Origin of the sequence: Cupriavidus pauculus (assembly GCF_003854935.1) — a bacterium.
In the GTDB taxonomy this organism is placed as follows: Bacteria; Pseudomonadota; Gammaproteobacteria; order Burkholderiales; family Burkholderiaceae; genus Cupriavidus; species Cupriavidus pauculus_C.
In genome coordinates this window covers 596,252-612,136 of the sequence record NZ_CP033970.1, presented here as the reverse complement: position 1 = coordinate 612,136, position 15,885 = coordinate 596,252, and the positions used below count along the sequence as shown (strand labels likewise).

The following is a 15,885-nucleotide window of genomic DNA, read 5'->3' as shown; positions in this document are numbered from 1 at the left end:
GCCAAATATGTCTCCACGTACCCTATATAACAAGCTGGTCGATTCCCACACGGTCGCCAGGATCGACGACGACAACGTGCTGTTGTTCTGCGACCTGCACCTGATGAACGAGTACACCAGCCCGCAGGCATTCGCCGGGCTGCACGAGCAGGGGCGCGACGTGCTGATGCCGGGACAGAACGTCTCGGTGGTCAGCCACATCATCCCCACGCACCCGACGAAGATCCGCGTGATTGCCGACCCGGCATCGTCGCTGCAGGCGACAAACCTGCGCGCGAACTGCGAAAAGCACCAGATCCCGCTGTTCGATACCAATGACACGCTGCAGGGTATCGAGCACGTGGTGGCGCCCGAGCACGGCATGATCCGCCCCGGCATGGTCGTCATGTGTGGCGACAGCCATACGACCACCTATGGCGCGCTGGGCGCGCTGGGCTTCGGCATCGGCACGTCGGAGGTGGAGCATGTGCTGGCCACGCAGACGCTGGTCTACCGCATGGCCCGGACGATGCGCATCCGCGTGGACGGCACGCTGTCGGCCGGCACCACCGCGAAGGACCTGATCCTGATGATCATCGGCCGGATCGGCGCGCAGGGCGCGCGCGGCTACGTGGTCGAATATTGCGGCTCGGCCATCCAGGCGCTCAGCGTCGAAGCGCGCTTCACGCTGTGCAACATGACGGTGGAAGCCGCCGCGCGCGGCGCGCTGATCGCGCCGGATGCCGTGTCGATCGACTACGTGCTGCGCCGCGCCGCCGACATGGATGCGCACCAGCGCACCGCCGCGCAGGCGCATTGGGCTTCGCTCCAGACCGATGCCGGCGCGGTGTTCGACCTCGACTTCACGTTCGATGCGCGCGACGTGGAGCCCCACGTGACCTGGGGCACCAGCCCCGACCAGGTGGTGCCGGTGTCCGGCCAGATTCCGTTCCCCGAGGACCAGATCGACGAGGCGGGCCAGCGCTCGGTGGAACGGGCGCTGTCGTACACGCACCTGCGGCCGGGCACAGCGCTCGAAGGCACGGCCATCCAGCACGTGTTCATCGGCTCCTGTACCAATGGGCGCATCGAGGACCTGCGCGCCGTGGCCGGCGTGGTGCGTGGCCGGCGCGTGGCCGACGGCGTGCGCGCGATGGTGGTGCCGGGGTCTGGCGCGGTCAAGGCGCAGGCCGAGCGCGAAGGCATTGCCGACATCCTGACGGCCGCCGGCTTCGAATGGCGGCAGCCCGGCTGCTCGATGTGCCTGGCGATGAATGACGACGTGCTGGCCGATGGCGTGCGCTGCGCGTCGACCACCAACCGCAACTTCGAGGGCCGGCAGGGACGCGGCGCGATTACCCACCTGATGAGCCCGGCCATGGCGGCCGCGGCGGCCATCACCGGCAAGATCACCGACGTCCGCAAACTGGAGACCGCACATGTCTGAACAGGCCCGCATCACCGGCAAGGCGGCCGCCATCCGCTTCGAGAACCTTGATACCGACCAGATCATGCCCAAGCAGTTCTTGCGCGGCATCGACAAGGCAGGGCTCGACAAGGGCGTGCTGTACGACCAGCGCTTCGACGGCCAGGGCAAGCCGCGCCCGGACTTCGTGCTGAACCGCCCCGCGTATGCCGACACGCGCATTCTTGTCGGCGGGGCCAACTTCGGCTGTGGATCCAGCCGCGAGCACGCGGTCTGGGGCTTGCAGCAATTCGGCATCCGGGCCGTCATCGCCCCGAGCTTCGGCGAGATCTTCTACTCGAACGCGATGAACAACCGGCTGCTGCTGGTCATGCTGCCGCGCGAGGTCATCGAGGCGCTGATGGACGCCGTCGATGCGGACGCGGGCAACACGGTGTCGGTCGACGTCGAGACGATGCAGGTCACCACGCCGGTCGGCACGCACGGTTTCGCGCTGTCCGAGCGGCACCGCCGCATGTTCATTGAGGGGCTCGACATGATCGGCCTGTCACTGAAGTACCGCGCCGAGATCGAGCAGTTCGCCGCGCGGTACTGGGCCGCTTCGCCGTGGACCCGCGACGTTGCCCGCCGCACGCGCGAACGGCTGGGCACGACCTGAGCCAGCAATTCGTTATCCAGCGGGAGCCGGCAAGCCGGCCCCCCTTTCACCCGATCACGGCAGCACCGGGTTTGCCACGGCCCGCGCCACGATGGCGTCGGCGTCGCGTTGCAGCAGCATCCGCTGCGCGACGAGGTCGTTGGCCGCGGCGGTCACCGCCGCCACGTAGCCGGCCTGGTTGGTGTAGAGCGATTCCAGCGAGGGGCGTCCGTCGCCGGCGGCAATGCGGGCCGCCTCGGTCTTGTGGAACGGGATGAACGCGCCGGTCAGGTTCGACAGGTCCACGATGCCCGGCGTGGCGACGTAGTTGAACTCGATGCTGGTGCCGAGCGGCGCCCGTGCCTCCACCGAGCGGATGCCGGCGCGCGGAATGCCCGTGGTGGCGTCCACCTGCGGCACCAGGATCGCGTAGTCGCGGTTCAGGTTCGCGGGCGGCAGGATGGTCGCGATGCCCGACTCGTCCTCGCGCCGGTACTGCGGCCCGAAATCGAGCAGCGCGTAGCCGTTGTAGCGCGCCAGGTACTGGAAGTCCGGGATCGGCGTCGAGACACCGCCCACGGGCCAGGACAGCCCCTTCATCGCCGGGAAGACCAGGCTGGCCGGCCGCACCAGCGTGCCGTCGGCCAGCGTCGGCACCTGGCTCGGCGGCGGCGCGGTGCCCTTGACCACCCAGTCCTCCAGGTCCAGGAACAGCGCGCGGAACGTGTCGTTGAAGTGGATCACGGTACCGGCCGGATAGACGTTGCGCGTGGGCGCGTAGTTGATGCTGGCCGTGCCGCCGGCGCCGCCGTGCTGCGTGCCGGTGTAGTAGTAGATGCGCGCGTTGTCCGGTTGCTTGAGGTCGGCGAAGCCGTTGGCGTCGGTCAGCACCGGCGAGCCCTGCAACTGCCAGAACTCGGTGCCGGACAGGCCCAGGAAGAACTTCGGGCACGTGCTGGTGGCCGCGCAGCGGGTCATCACGCCGCCGGCCTTGCCGGCCACGTCGTCCACATAGTCCTTGTCTAGCCCGCGCGGCGCGGTCTGCCCGAATGCGGTGTGGTCGGTGCGCAGCCCGCCGCCGCCGCCCGGCACCGCAAAGCGCGTGTTGATGTTGGTCTGGCGCGCGGCCACGTGGGCGTACATGCCATCGAACACCTTCGACCCGTCCAGCGCCTGGTTGAAGCCCAGGTGCAGGAACGTCTTCATCGCATTGCCCGACTGCGACGTGCCCTGGCCGATGGTGTAGCGGATGCGGCCGGCCAGCGGATTCGGCGTGCCGGCGCTGTCGGCGGCCTTGGCGCGGAAGAACGTCACCGTGTCGCGCAGCGCGGCCAGGCCCACGCCCATCACCTTCGGGTCCTTGGCCACGTAGACGAGTTCGTAGAGGTACTGCGGGTCAAAGCCGCCGCGCAGGCAGATGCTGGCCGGATCGGCCGTGCCGGGGAATGGCGCGCTGGCGTCGCACTTGGCAAACTTCCAGTCGGCGGCCGGGATGGCCACGCGCGCGTCGGTCTCGTTCTGGCGGCGCGTCAGCGAATAACCGGGCTGGGTGTTATCCAGGCTGGCCGGCGCGTACGGGATCATCGTGCCGTTGAACACGCCGCCCGGCAGCGACATCGCGGGCGTGGCCGTGCTGGGGACCAGTTCGGTGCGATAGGTGCCCGTGATCGACGTGCCGTCGGCGTTCTTGGCCACCGGCACCGACACAGTCAGGCGGGCCGGGCTGGACTTCGGCACATCGCCCTGCCACGCCGAGTAGAGCATCACGTAGCCGCGTTCGAAGTACACGGCGTCGCTGGGCGTCGCGGCCGGGTTGGGCATCGTCAGGATGTTGCCGCGGTTCGGCGCGTCGTAGCGCAGCACGCCGCTGGCCTTGCTCATGTCCTTGGGCTTGAGCATCGTGAAGTCGGCGGTGTACTCGACCATGCCGTTGGCATTGACCGGCGCCAGCGCCAGGTCCTGGATGATCGCGTTCTTCGGGTCCTTCGGGTCCACCTCGCCGCGCAGCGTGCCGGTCACCTGCTCGTACTGGCCCACGTCGCCGTAGGTGCCGGCAAAGTCCTGCCGGCCCGTGATCGTCAGCGTCTGCGCCGGGGTGCGCACCTGCGGCGTGCCGCCCGTGCCCCCGCCGGTGCCACCGGTGTTGCCGCCGCCATTGTCGTCGTCGCTGCCGCCGCAGCCCGCCACCGCCAGCATTGCCGCCAGCGCGAGCGCCGCCGCGTGCCGGCCCTGTGCACGTCCATCCATCGGGTGTCTCCTCAGTCTTTTATCTGTCGAAGCCGTCCGTTCATGCGACGGAGGGCGCCTCGACTATAGGTGCTGGGCATTGTGCTGATAAATTGATTGTTTGGATCGATTTATCGGCTGCCCAGAAAAAAGGCCGGGCGGGTGCCCGGCCTGCATGCGCCAGCTTTTGCGGCGGCTATGACTTCGTGATGTCGAACACCAGGTTCACCGGCGACGGCCCGAACGATCCGTTCGGCACCACGCCAGACTGGTTGATGCCGGGGCGCGACCAGTCGCAGACACCGTTCGGGAAGATGGCCTGCAGCCGCGTCATTTCGGCGCCCGTGAACATCACCGCGTAGTCGGTGGCGGCAATCGGCTTGAGCGCGCACTTGATGACGTCGGCCGCCACCGGGCCGCCCGCCACGATGCGCGGCGCCGTCCACGACGGGAACAGGCCGTTGCACGTGGTGTTGGCGATCTGGCTCAGCGTCTGCACCTCCTGCGTGAACGTCGTCGTGTTGCTCCAGCAGCCGTCCACCGCGTTGGCAGGCTTGTACGTCACCACCTTGTCCTTCTGCGCCGTGGTCGTGACGTCGGCCTTGTACGCGGCCACCCAGGTGATGAACGTGTTCCAGGCCGTGTCGGCGGGCACCGGGTTGCCGCGCCACATGACGTGGTTGTTGCTGTCGCCGTTGGCCCGCACCATCCGCTCGCGCAGCGCAAAGTGGAACCACTGGTAGTGGTAGGCGGTGTCCTCGTTGTAGATGCCGGTGACGTCGAACACGGGGATGCTGGCCAGCCCGCCATTGGTGCCGAGCTGCAGGCCGCTCTGGTACGCGCGCAGGATGGCGCCGGGGTCGCCGGCCACGCGGTTCGGCACGTAGTTGGCATCCTGGTCGTAGCCGCCCACCTTCTCGTTGAGGTCCAGGAACTGCGTGGTCGTGATCGCGCCGCTGTTCAGCGCGGCCAGGCCGTACTGCACGCCGACGTTGTCGAACGGCCGCAGCGCGAAGCCGGTGGCCTTGTCCACGCCGTAGATGTTCCGCGCGGCGTCATAGACCGTCGGCCGGACCCCGGTGGGGTTGTTCACCGGGTGATACCGCAGCGATGCCGGCACCGCCGCGTTGAACACGCCCGAGTTGTAGCCCGCGTAGTCCACGCGTCCCGGCACGGGGTCGGTCCGCTGGGCCTGGTTGGCGGCATCCTCGAACGCCTTGCGGCTCTTGTACCCGGTCACGGCCGCGATCTGCGTGTCGGTCAGCGCCGATGGATTGAGCGTGATGTAGTGCGTGATGAGGTGGCCGTCGGACCCCGAGAATGCAATCGACAGCGGGTCGGGGAACGTGCACGAGATCAGCACGCCATCGAACAGGCCGGGAATGCGGTCGGCCGGCTGGGCGCTGCCGTACGAGCCGCCCGAGCAGCCCGCGCTCACGGTAAAAAGCGGCACGCCAAAGCGTTCGATGGTAGCCTCCTTCGACATCATCGCGGCCTCGCTGGCCAGCACTGCATTGCAGTTGTTCGACGCATGCTGCAGCGTGTTGGCGAACATCGCATAGCCTTCGGCCAGCCGCTGCGTGTTGAGCAGGCTGAAGTCAAAGCCGGCCGACTGGATGTTGCCCTGCGCGCTGCCCTGGATGTACCAGCCGCCGGGGCAGCCAAAGCCCTCGATCGCGATCATCCGCCGGTTCCATGCCTTGGGCGGCGACGTGGGCGTGGGCGCCGGTTCGCTGGTCGGGTCGTGGATCACGGCGTTCTGGTAGATGCCGCGGTCGACGGTGCCCGTTTCCACGCGCACGATGAACGGCACCTGCGCGCCGCCTAGCGTGGTGACCGTGGCCACGTCCGCCGGGCGTGCCGACGTATCGCTCATCACCTTCAGCGCGCCGCCCTGCGTGGGCATGTACAGGTAATTCACGCGCGTGGCGACGCTGCAGTTTTCGTCCAGCGGGGCGCCGAGCGTGCTGCCGTCGGGCAGCTGGAACGAACTGGTCTGGCATACGAACGGCGTCTGCCACGGGCCGGAGATCACCGGGCCGGTGATCGGATAGTTGGTCATCGTCAGCGTGTTCGATGCCTTGCCGACGCTGGCCACCACGGCATTGGCACCGTTGGCCAGCCCGCTCAGCACGGCCTGGCGGTGCGACGGGTCGGTGGGGCTGGGCCGGAACTGCGCGGTGACGTCGTTGCCGTTCAGCAGCACCCTGAGCGGACGGTCGTTGTTGACCGACGTGGGCACGCCGATGTCGATCAGCGCGGTGCCGCCGGTGACGTATTCGGGTTGCGACGAAAGCAACTGGACCGTTGGCGCGATGCCGGGGTCGTCGTCACCGCCTCCGCCGCACGCGGCAAGGCCAAGGGCCATCAGCCCGGCGAGCGTGACGCCGAGCCATCTCTTCAGCGATTTCATGGGGAGTCTCCAATCGTTGTCTTGAGGCTCCCGTCAACATGGGCGCCTGAGGCGAGCTTAGGCCGCCGTTCTGCATTGTCCAAGGCTCCCGGACCCTGAACGAAAACGGTTGCAACGGCGTAACGGTAGAAATTGCCCGCGCTGAACAGCGCGCCATATCGCGATTACAAAATGGCTGGCGATGGAGACGGGTGGATGCCTGACGCCGCTTCGGGCCGCACAGCGCTGCGGGTGCGAGGCCAAAAATAAAAAAGGGAAGCAAGGCGCGCGCCCTGCTTCCCTCAGTCCATCTGGCGGCCGCGTGGCCGCTCACTGCTTTACGGCTGGAAGAACGCTACCGGCGTCATCAGCCGGTTCTCCTGGCGGATCAGGTAGCCCGCGTCGGCGCTGCGCTTGAGGTAGTCGGACCAGGCCGGGTCCTTCTGCAGCGCCTGACGGCGGGCCTCGCGGTCGGCCGCGTTCTCGTAGACCCAGATGTGCATGTAGCTGTTCACGTCGCCGGTCTCCGTCTGCATGTAGGCCAGCGGCTTGCCCAGGTGGCGGCTCTGCGTGTCGAAGCCGTGCTCGGCGTAGAGCGCCAGATGCTTCTTGATGGTGCCCGGGCGGCAGGTGTAGGTGCGGACGTCGTACAGCATGAGGTTTCCTTTCGGTCTCGAATGGCGGAGGGTTGGATCAGTCGACGCTGGCGCCGGACTGCTTGACCAGGACGGCCCAGCGCGCCACTTCCTGGTTCACGTACTTCTGGAACGCGGGCTGCTCGTCGCCCACGGGATCGGCGCCCAGGCCCTTCAGGCGTTCCTTGACGGCCGCATCGGCCACGCTCTGGACGATGGTGTGCGACAGCTTTTCCACGACGGCGGGCGGCGTGCCGGCCGGCACGAACAGGCCGAACCACGACCGCATGGTCATCGACGGGTAGGCCGTCTCGCCAAACGCGGGCACGTCGGGCAGCGCGGCGTGGCGCCGGGTGCCGGTCACGGCCAGCGCGCGCAGCTTGCCGCTCTGCACCTGCGCCAGCACTTCGGGCAGGTTGGCGAACATGGCCTGCACCTGGCCGCCCATCAGGTCGTTCAGCGCCTGCGAGCCGCCCTTGTAGGCCACGTGCTGCATCTTTGCGCCGGTCAGCGTGCTGAACTGCTCGCCGGCCAGGTGCGATGCGGTGCCCGTGCCGCCCGAGCCGTAGTTGACCTTGCCCGGATTGGCCTTGGCATAGGTCGCCAGCTCGCTGGCCGACTTGGCCGGCACCGATGGATTGACCACCAGCAGCAGCGGCACCGACGCCAGGTTCGACAGCGCGACGAAATCGCGCGTCAGGCTGTAGTTGAGCTTCTGGTACAGCGACGCGTTGATGGCATGGCTCGACGTGGCCATCAGCAGCGTGTAGCCGTCGGGGTCCGAGCGTGCGGCGGTGACGGCGCCGATATTGCCGTTGGCGCCGGCCTTGTTCTCGACCACGACCGACTGGCCGAGCCGGGCCGACATGGCCTGGGCCACCGTGCGGGCAATCACGTCCGTGGCGCCGCCCGGGGCGAACGGCACGATCACGCGCAGCGGACGGTCGGGATACTCGGCCATGGCATGGAAGGTGGTGAAGGCAAGTGCGGCGGCCACGACAAGGCGCCGCAGCCGGGCGGCTGCGCTGAACATCGTTGTCTCCTCTGGTTTTCTTGTCGGGACACTTTAGGCAGGCCCGCGCCAGCGGCGTTAGGACAGTTCAGACGTTGTATTGCACTTTTTCGCGCCGCTCAGGTGAGCGGGCGGCAGTGCTTGCGCCGGAAGTCGCCCGGCGTCAGGCCGGTCTGCTTTTTGAAAAAGCGCGCGAAGTAGGCCGGATCCTCGATATTGAGCCGGAAAGCGATCTCGGCGATGCCGGTCTCGGTGTTCGACAGCCACCGCTTGGCCTCCAGCACCACCCGCTCCTGAATCACCTGATTGGCCGTGCGGCCGATGGTCTGCTTCACCGCGTCGTTGAGCTGCCGCTCGCTCACGCAGAGCGCCTCGGCGTACTGGCCCACCGCGCCAAAGCGCAGGTAGTGGGTTTCCACCAGCATCGTGAAGCGCCGCGCCAGCGCCTGGCGCGGGCCCGCCTCGCCGGCCTGCTCGCCCTCGGGGCACAGCCGGCGCAGCCGCGTCAGCAGCACCAGCAGGCACGCCTGCACCACGTCGGCAAAGCCGGCTTGCCGGTCGCGTGCCTCGCGCTCCATCTCGGCCAGCAGCGGCAGCATGGCGTCGTGCTGGCCGGATGTCAGGTAGAGCGCGCTGTGGCCGCGCGTGGGCTGGTAGAACGGAAACCTGGCCGCGTCGTCGGCGCGCGGGAACATCCGGGCAAAGAAGTCGGTGCTGAAGTTCAGCACATAGCCGTAGGGCTTGACCGTGGACGTCCACGCATGCACCTGCCCCGGCGAGAGGAAGAACACCGAATGGTCGCGCACGTCGAAATGCGCAAAGTCGAGCATGTGAGTGCCGCTGGCGCGGGTCATCCACAGCAGGTGGTAGTAGTTGTGCCGATGCAGGAAGCCGCGCGGAATGTCGTCGCGGTCTTCGAGCCGGACGATATCGAAGTAGAACGTCCCTTCCACCGCGAAATCGGACGTCTCGAACGTGGGAAACGCGTCGGCGGGAGCGGGGCGGAGGACTTCTGACAAGCGGCGGTTCCTTGCGAGGGCGGCTGCGGGATCGGTCGACATCGTATCCCAGCCGGCGTGAAAGCGCAGCCTGCGCTTGCGCGGCGCCGTCGGCCCGCTGCTGGCGCTGGTGGCCGTCATCGTGCTGGGCACGCTGGTCGGGTCGTTCTGATCCCGGCCGCGCCGCTCAGCCCGCCTCGCCGCGCATGCCGATCTCGGCAATCAGCTTGCCGTACCGCGCGTTCTCGGCCGCCACCATCTGCGCGAACTGGGCCGGCGACGCGCTCTTGCGCAGCTCGCCCGAGTTGGCCTTGGTCGATGCGTCGAGCTTGCCGCTGGCCTGCAGCGTGGCGATGGCGTCGAACAGCCGCCTGGTGAGCGCCGGCGGCAGGCCGGCCGGCGCAAAGACGCCGCTCCAGTTGTCGAGCACGAAGCCCGGTGGCAGCGCCTCGGCCAGCGTCGGCACGTCCGGGAAGTAGACCGAGCGCGCCGCCGACGACACGGCTAGCGGCCGGATCTGCCCGTTGCGCAGGAACGGCGCGGCCGTCGACAGCACGGGCATGCCGAACTGGGTCTGGCCGCTGACCATCGCCGTGACGATCTCGCTGGCCCCCTTGTACGGGATGTGCACGGCCTCGGTGCGCGTCTGGTGCAGCAGGCTTTCCACGGCCAGGTGCGCCACCGAACCCTTGCCGCCCGAGCCGTAGTTCAGCGCGCCGGGCTGGCGCTTCATCGCGTCCACCAGCTCGCGCGCGGTCCGGTACGGCGACGTGGCCGGCACGGCCAGTACCACCGGGCCGCCGGACACCGTGGTGATGGGCGTGAAGTCCCGCGTCGCGTCGTACGGCGGATCGCGGTACAGGTGCACGTTGATGACGTGCTGGTTGGCCAGCACGCCCAGCGTGTAGCCGTCCGGCTCGGCGCGCTTGAGCGCCCGGGCGCCGATGATGCCGCCGGCGCCGCCGATGTTCTCGACGACCACCGACTGGCCCAGCAGCGGCCCGAGTTCGGCCGCCAGGCTGCGCGCGGACGCATCGGGCGCGGTGCCGGCAATGAACGGCACGATCAGGCGGATCGGCCGCGAGGGGTAGGCGGGGGCGGCAGCCAGGCCGGTGCGGCAGGCCATGCCGCCCAGTGCGGCGGCGCCCGCCGTGGCAAGCCACTGACGACGGTTCATGCTTGTCTCCTGTTCTGGCCGGCGCGCGGTCTGCAGCCGCGTCGCCGTGGGTCGGCATTCAGGCTGCCGGGTCGAGGATGGCCTTGGCGATGGTATTGCGCTGGATCTCGCTGGTGCCCGTGAAAATGCGGAACATGCGCAGCTTGCGCCAGATCTGCTCCACCGGGTGCCCGCGCGTCACGCCAAGGTTGCCGTGGATCTGCACAGCCTTGTCCGCCACTTCGAAGCAGCGCTCTGACACGAACAGCTTGCACGCGGCCGCCTTCATGCGCAGGTCCGCGCCGGCATCGGCCAGCAGCGCGGTCTGCGCGATCATGCTCTCGCAGGCCCACAGCGCGGCGGCCATGTCGGCCAGCATATGCTGGATGGCCTGGAAGCGCGCGATCGGCCCGCCGAACTGGCGGCGCTGCCCGGCATACGCCACCGACGCCGCGTAGGCGTGCGTGGCCAGCCCAAGCATCGACGGGCAGTGCAGCAGCCGGTTCACGTTGATGCGCGACATGCCCAGCCGGAAGCCCTGGCCCTCGCCGCCGAAGATGTTGGCGCGCGGCACGCGCACGTTGTCGAAGTGGATGTCGGCGTCGATGTGCTGGCCCGACATCGGCACGTACTCGGTGCTGACCGTCACGCCCGGCAGGTCCAGGTCCACCAGCACGGCGGTGATGGCCGGCGGCGTGGTGGCGGGGTCCGTCACGCACATCACGATGGCAAAGTCCGCGAACGGGGCGCCGCTGATGTAGTGCTTGGTGCCGTTGATGAGCAGGTCGTCGCCATCGGCCACGGCGCTGGTGCGGATGCTCTGCGCGTCGGAGCCCGAATGCGGCTCGGTCAGCGCGAAGCAGGTGGACTTGCGGCCCCGGATCACCGGCTCGAAGTAGCGCGCAAGCTGGTCCGGCGTGGCGTACTTGAGCATGTTGCCCACGCGCGGCGGGCCGCCCAGGTCGCCCAGCACATGCGATGCCAGCGCCGCGCCGCTGGCGGCCAGGTCGGCCTTCAGCGCGCATTGCTCGGCGATATTGAGCCCGCGGCCGCCCAGTTCCACGGGCAGGCAGGCCGCGTACAGGCCCAGTTCGCTGGAACGGCGCCAGACGCCGCGCAGCACGTCGCGCGGCCAGGGGTCCTCGGTGCCCAGGCCCAGCTCGCGTTCGAGCGGGCGCAGTTCCTCGTCGATGTAGCGGCGCACGGCGGCGCGCGTCTCGATCAGCACCGGGTTGGTCAGATGGTCGAACATGGCGGCCCCTCAGTTGACGCGGCGGGCGGCGCCCACCCAGTATTGCTCGCGCACGAGCTTGCGGGCCAGCTTGCCGCTGGCGTTCTTGGGCAGCTCGGCCACGAAGTCGACCGAGCGCGGCGACTTGTAGTCGGCAATGCGCGCGCGGCAATGGCCGATCAGCTCGGCCGCGCTGGCCTGCCGGCCCGGCCACAGCGCCACCACGGCCTTCACGGATTCGCCCCAGGTGTCGTCCGGCACGCTGATCACGCACGCTTCCATCACGTCCGGGTGCTGGTACAGCGTGGCCTCCACCTCGGTCGGGTACACGTTGAAGCCGCCCGAGATGATCATGTCCTTCTTGCGGTCCACCAGGTAGATGTAGCCCTCGGCGTCCACGCGCGCCAGGTCGCCGGTGTGCAGCCAGCCGTCGACCAGCACCTCGCGCGTCAGATCGGGCTCGCCCCAGTAGCCCTGGAACACATCGGCGCCACGGATCACCAGTTCGCCGATCGCGTCGCCGCTGACCTCCTGGCCGCGTTCGTCCACCACACGTACCTCGGTCTCGCTCATCGCGCGCCCGCACGACGCCAGCCGCTCGGGGTGGTCGGCCAGTGCCTTGGCGTGGTCGGCGGTGGACAGCCGCGTGACGCCCGACGTCGATTCGCTGGCCCCGTACCCCTGCGACAGGATCGGGCCGATGCGCTCCCATGCCTCGCGGATGCGGGCCGGTGCCATTGGCGCGGCGCCGTAGGCCAGCGTCTTGAGGCTGCGCAGGTCCGCCGTGGCCAGCGTGGGCTCGGCCAGCAGCATGTTGATCATCGCCGGCACCATGAACACGTGCGTGAGCTGCAGGCGCGGCACGTCGGCCAGGAACTGCGCGGTGTCGAATTTCTCGAACAGCACCAGCGTGGCGCCCAGGAAGAGGTAGGGCTGCATCAGCATGCCGGACGCATGCGTGATCGGGCCGATCAGCGCCAGGCGGTCGCCGGGGCGGGCCGGGCGGTCCATCGTCAGGATCAGCTTGCGCATCGACGCCAGCCGGTTGCCGTAGCTCTGCATCGCGGCCTTGATCTTGCCCGTGGAGCCGGACGAGAAGTGCAGCACGGCGAGGTCGTCGGGCTGCGGCACGTAGTCGATGGCGGTGGTGGCGCCGTGGGCGATCAGGTTCTCGTAGGCGCCGTAGCCGTCGGTGGCGCCCGCGATGGCAAAGAAATGCTCGACGCTGCCAAAGCCGGGCGTGGCGCGGGAATAGCCCGTGTAGCCGGGGCCGGCGATCAGCACGCGCGGGCTGCAGTTCTCGGCCACGTCGGACGCCTCGGCGGCCGTGAAGCGCGGGTTCAGCGCCGCCTTGACCAGCCCGGCCTTGTACAGCGCACATTCGATCTCGACCACTTCCGGGCAGTTGCGTGACTGGATCGCCACGCGGTCGCCCTTGCGCAGGCCCAGCGCCAGCAGCGCGTTGGCCAGCCGCGTGGAGCGATCGTCGAGCTGGCGGAACGTCAGCACCCGGTCGCGGTACAGCACGGCTGGGTTGTCGCCCCAGTAGCGCGCCGCGCGCCGCAGGAAATAGGCGAACGTCATCGTGTCTCCTTGCATTTCTGATCTTGTGTGCGACCAGTCTCGGCCATGCCGGACATGACTACAATGCTGCGTCGGGAATCAAGTCATAACCAACGGGAATGGACGATGGAGACGCGGGATCTGGAGTACGTGCTGGCGGTGGGCACCCATGGCGGCATCGGGCGCGCGGCGGAGGCGCTGGGCATGACGCAGCCGGCCGTCACCAAGGCCATCCAGCGCGTGGAGGCACAACTGGGCGTGCCGCTGTTCGAGCGGACCACGCTGGGCATGCGCGTCACGCAGGCCGGCGCCGTGTTCCTGGAGCGCGCGCGGCGGATCCGGCTGGAATACGAGGACGCGATCAAGGAGATGCGTGGCATCCAGACCGGCGAGCAAGGGCTGCTGCGGCTGGGCTATTCGCCGTCGATGCCGGCCGGGCTGGTGCTGGGCGCCTGCCGGCAACTGATCCGCGAGCGGCCCGTGGCGCGGCTGCGGCTGACGATGCGCGTGGCGCGCGAGCTGATGGATCTGGTGCAGGCCGGCGACCTGGACCTGGCCGTGGCGCCGCTGCCGCGCCAGCCCAATCCGGGCCTGGCGTCGCAGGAGCTGTTCACCGACCGGCTGGCCGTGGTGGCCGACGAGGACCATCCGCTGCACCGGCGGCGCAACCTCGGGCTGGCCGATCTGGTCGACCAGCACTGGCTGCTGCCCAGCGCCCACGTGCTGGTGCGCCAGCAGCTCGAAGTGGCATTCGCCGACCTGGGGCTGCCCGCGCCGATCCTGCGCGTGGAAACGGATTTCGGCAGCGCCACGCTGTTCGATCTGGTGCGCGGCACCGAACTGCTGTGCATCGCCGGCGCTACCGGCAACAGCGAGCGCGCCAGCCTGCGGCCCATCGCGCTGCGCGCCGACGCGCTGGACCTGGGCCGGCGCGTCGGCGTGATGTCGCGCGCGGGCGCCTACCTGTCGCCGCTGGCGCAGCGGATGATCGACCTGCTGGCCGCGCGCGTGGCCTGAGCGATGGCGCGCATGGCGGCGCTCACGGCGCGCGTTGCAGGCGCAGCACCTGGCCGCCCGCGCTGGTCTCGGCCAGCACGTACAGCTCGCCGGCGGCGTCCTTGCCAAACGAGTACACCGTGCCCGGCAGCGGCAGCGACCAGTCGATCGACTCGCTGACCGTGCCGCCGCGGTAGGCAAAGCTCTTCAGCGCGCCCTTGCAGAGGTCGGTGTAGAAGTAGCGGCCCTTGAGCTCCGGCACGGCGCTGCCGGCGTAGACAAAGCCCCCCAGGATCGCGCAGCTGCCGTCGTCGTGGCTGTACTCGAATGCGGGCGGCGTGAGCCCGGTGGTGTCGCAGTTGGTGCCGTTGACGCAGACGGTGCCTTCCAGCCGCACCCAGCCGTAGTTCAGGCCCGGGGCCGAGGCGGGGACGATGTTGACCTCCTCGCGCGCGTCCTGGCCCACGTCGGCAATGTAGACAAGCCCGGCGCTGTCGAACGAGAAGCGCCACGGGTTGCGCAGGCCGCGCGCCCAGACTTCGCCCCGGCCGCCGCCGCCGCTGGCGAACGGGTTGTCCGGCGGCACCGCGTAGCCGTTGCCGCGCACGTCGATGCGCAGCATCTTGCCCAGCAGCGAGCCGTTGTTCTGCGCGTTGCCGGGCGGGTCGTTGGCGCCCCCGCCGTCGCCGGTGCCCAGGTAGAGCATGCCGTCCGGCCCGAACGCAAGCTGGCCGCCGTTGTGGTTCGACTGCCCTGGGTGGGGGATCGACAGCAGCACCGTGCCATTGGCGTCGGCCACGTCGGCGCCCGGCGTGGTCACCCGGTAGCGGGCCACGGTGATGGCGCCGCCGGTATCGGTGTAGTAGACGAAGAAGCGCCCGTTGGTGGCGAAGTCCGGGTCGAACGCCATCGACAGCAGGCCGCGCTCGCCGTCGGTGGTGGTCAGCGACGAGATGTCCAGGAACGGCGTGCCAAGCAGCGCCCCATTGCGGATCACGCGGATGCGGCCGGGCCGCTCGACCACGAACAGCCGCGGGTCATTGGCCGGCGCGGTCAGGTAGATCGGCGCGTCCAGCCCACCCGCCACCGCAGCCAGGCTCAGCCGCATCGTCTCGGGCGCGTTATAGGCCACGGTGACGGTCGGCGAGAGATTGCCGGCATCGACCGTGACCGACTGCGTGGCCTGCGCGGCGTTGTAGAGCGAGGTGCCGTTGAGGACGTTGCCGGCCGTGATGGTGTAGGTGCCGGCCGCCAGGTTCGGCAGCGTGGCCGAGCGCGTCACGGTTTGCTGGAAGTTGCCCGGACCTGCAACCGACACGTTGGCGTCGGTGCCGGCGGGCAGGCCGGCGACAGCCAGCGACAGCGTGACCGGGCCGGCGGCCGTGCCCGAGCCGGGCGCCGATCCCGAGCCCGCCCCGGCGTCGGCCGTGGTGCCGCTGCCCGACCCGTCGCCGCCGCAGGCGGCCAGTACGCATATGCATCCGCCGAGCAGAACGCTGGCGACCCACCGAAAACTGCTGGTCATGGCTGGCTCCTGGAACCTGCTGTCCGCACGCTTGTAATGCCGGGTAGCAGTGCCTACACGTTCCTGCTGAAACCGCATCGGGAACGTGGGAGCCGGGCCGCTGCACGAT

Annotated in this window: 12 protein-coding genes; 3 read left to right on the top strand and 9 right to left on the bottom strand. The window is 69.1% G+C overall.

What is annotated here, in order from left to right; translation table 11 throughout:
• Positions 1–7 precede the first annotated feature (7 nt).
• Positions 8–1,426 carry a 3-isopropylmalate dehydratase large subunit gene (gene leuC, locus EHF44_RS20840; protein ID WP_124685617.1) on the top strand — a complete coding sequence of 473 codons (1,419 nt, stop codon included), beginning with the start codon at positions 8–10 and terminating at the stop codon, positions 1,424–1,426.
• A complete protein-coding gene (leuD, locus tag EHF44_RS20835) occupies positions 1,419–2,063 on the top strand; it encodes a 3-isopropylmalate dehydratase small subunit (RefSeq protein ID WP_124685616.1) in 645 nt (214 codons plus the stop codon). The genes leuC and leuD overlap by 8 nt, the downstream gene beginning before the upstream one ends.
• A gap of 54 nt (positions 2,064–2,117) precedes the next feature.
• Here the strand turns inward: leuD and EHF44_RS20830 are convergent, their stop codons facing one another.
• The 8 genes from EHF44_RS20830 to EHF44_RS20795 form a co-directional block, all read right to left on the bottom strand.
• On the bottom strand, positions 2,118–4,289 hold the full coding sequence (locus EHF44_RS20830) for an alpha/beta hydrolase domain-containing protein (protein ID WP_124685615.1): 2,172 nt from the start codon (positions 4,287–4,289) through the stop codon (positions 2,118–2,120).
• A gap of 175 nt (positions 4,290–4,464) precedes the next feature.
• Positions 4,465–6,681 carry a DUF6351 family protein gene (locus EHF44_RS20825; RefSeq protein WP_124685614.1) on the bottom strand — a complete coding sequence of 739 codons (2,217 nt, stop codon included), beginning with the start codon at positions 6,679–6,681 and terminating at the stop codon, positions 4,465–4,467.
• A gap of 317 nt (positions 6,682–6,998) precedes the next feature.
• Positions 6,999–7,316, bottom strand: coding sequence for an NIPSNAP family protein (locus EHF44_RS20820; RefSeq protein ID WP_124685613.1), 318 nt, complete (start codon positions 7,314–7,316; stop codon positions 6,999–7,001).
• A gap of 37 nt (positions 7,317–7,353) precedes the next feature.
• Entirely contained in the window at positions 7,354–8,328 is a 975-nt protein-coding gene (locus EHF44_RS20815) for a Bug family tripartite tricarboxylate transporter substrate binding protein (protein ID WP_124685612.1), read from the bottom strand.
• 98 nt (positions 8,329–8,426) lie between these two features.
• On the bottom strand, positions 8,427–9,326 hold the full coding sequence (locus tag EHF44_RS20810) for a helix-turn-helix domain-containing protein (protein ID WP_253700296.1): 900 nt from the start codon (positions 9,324–9,326) through the stop codon (positions 8,427–8,429).
• Between the two features lie 166 nt (positions 9,327–9,492).
• Positions 9,493–10,482 (bottom strand): tripartite tricarboxylate transporter substrate-binding protein, encoded by a 990-nt coding sequence (locus tag EHF44_RS20805; RefSeq protein WP_124685611.1) that lies wholly within the window; start codon positions 10,480–10,482, stop codon positions 9,493–9,495.
• Positions 10,483–10,540: 58 nt separating this feature from the next.
• Complete coding sequence (locus tag EHF44_RS20800; protein WP_124685610.1) at positions 10,541–11,713, bottom strand: acyl-CoA dehydrogenase family protein; 1,173 nt, start codon at positions 11,711–11,713, stop codon at positions 10,541–10,543.
• Positions 11,714–11,722: 9 nt separating this feature from the next.
• Positions 11,723–13,276, bottom strand: coding sequence for an AMP-binding protein (locus EHF44_RS20795; RefSeq protein ID WP_124685609.1), 1,554 nt, complete (start codon positions 13,274–13,276; stop codon positions 11,723–11,725).
• Between the two features lie 105 nt (positions 13,277–13,381).
• Between EHF44_RS20795 and EHF44_RS20790 the strand changes: the two genes are divergently transcribed.
• Entirely contained in the window at positions 13,382–14,272 is an 891-nt protein-coding gene (locus EHF44_RS20790; protein WP_124685608.1) for a LysR family transcriptional regulator, read from the top strand.
• Between the two features lie 22 nt (positions 14,273–14,294).
• Here the strand turns inward: EHF44_RS20790 and EHF44_RS20785 are convergent, their stop codons facing one another.
• Complete coding sequence (locus EHF44_RS20785; protein ID WP_124685607.1) at positions 14,295–15,776, bottom strand: PQQ-dependent sugar dehydrogenase; 1,482 nt, start codon at positions 15,774–15,776, stop codon at positions 14,295–14,297.
• Positions 15,777–15,885 lie beyond the last annotated feature (109 nt).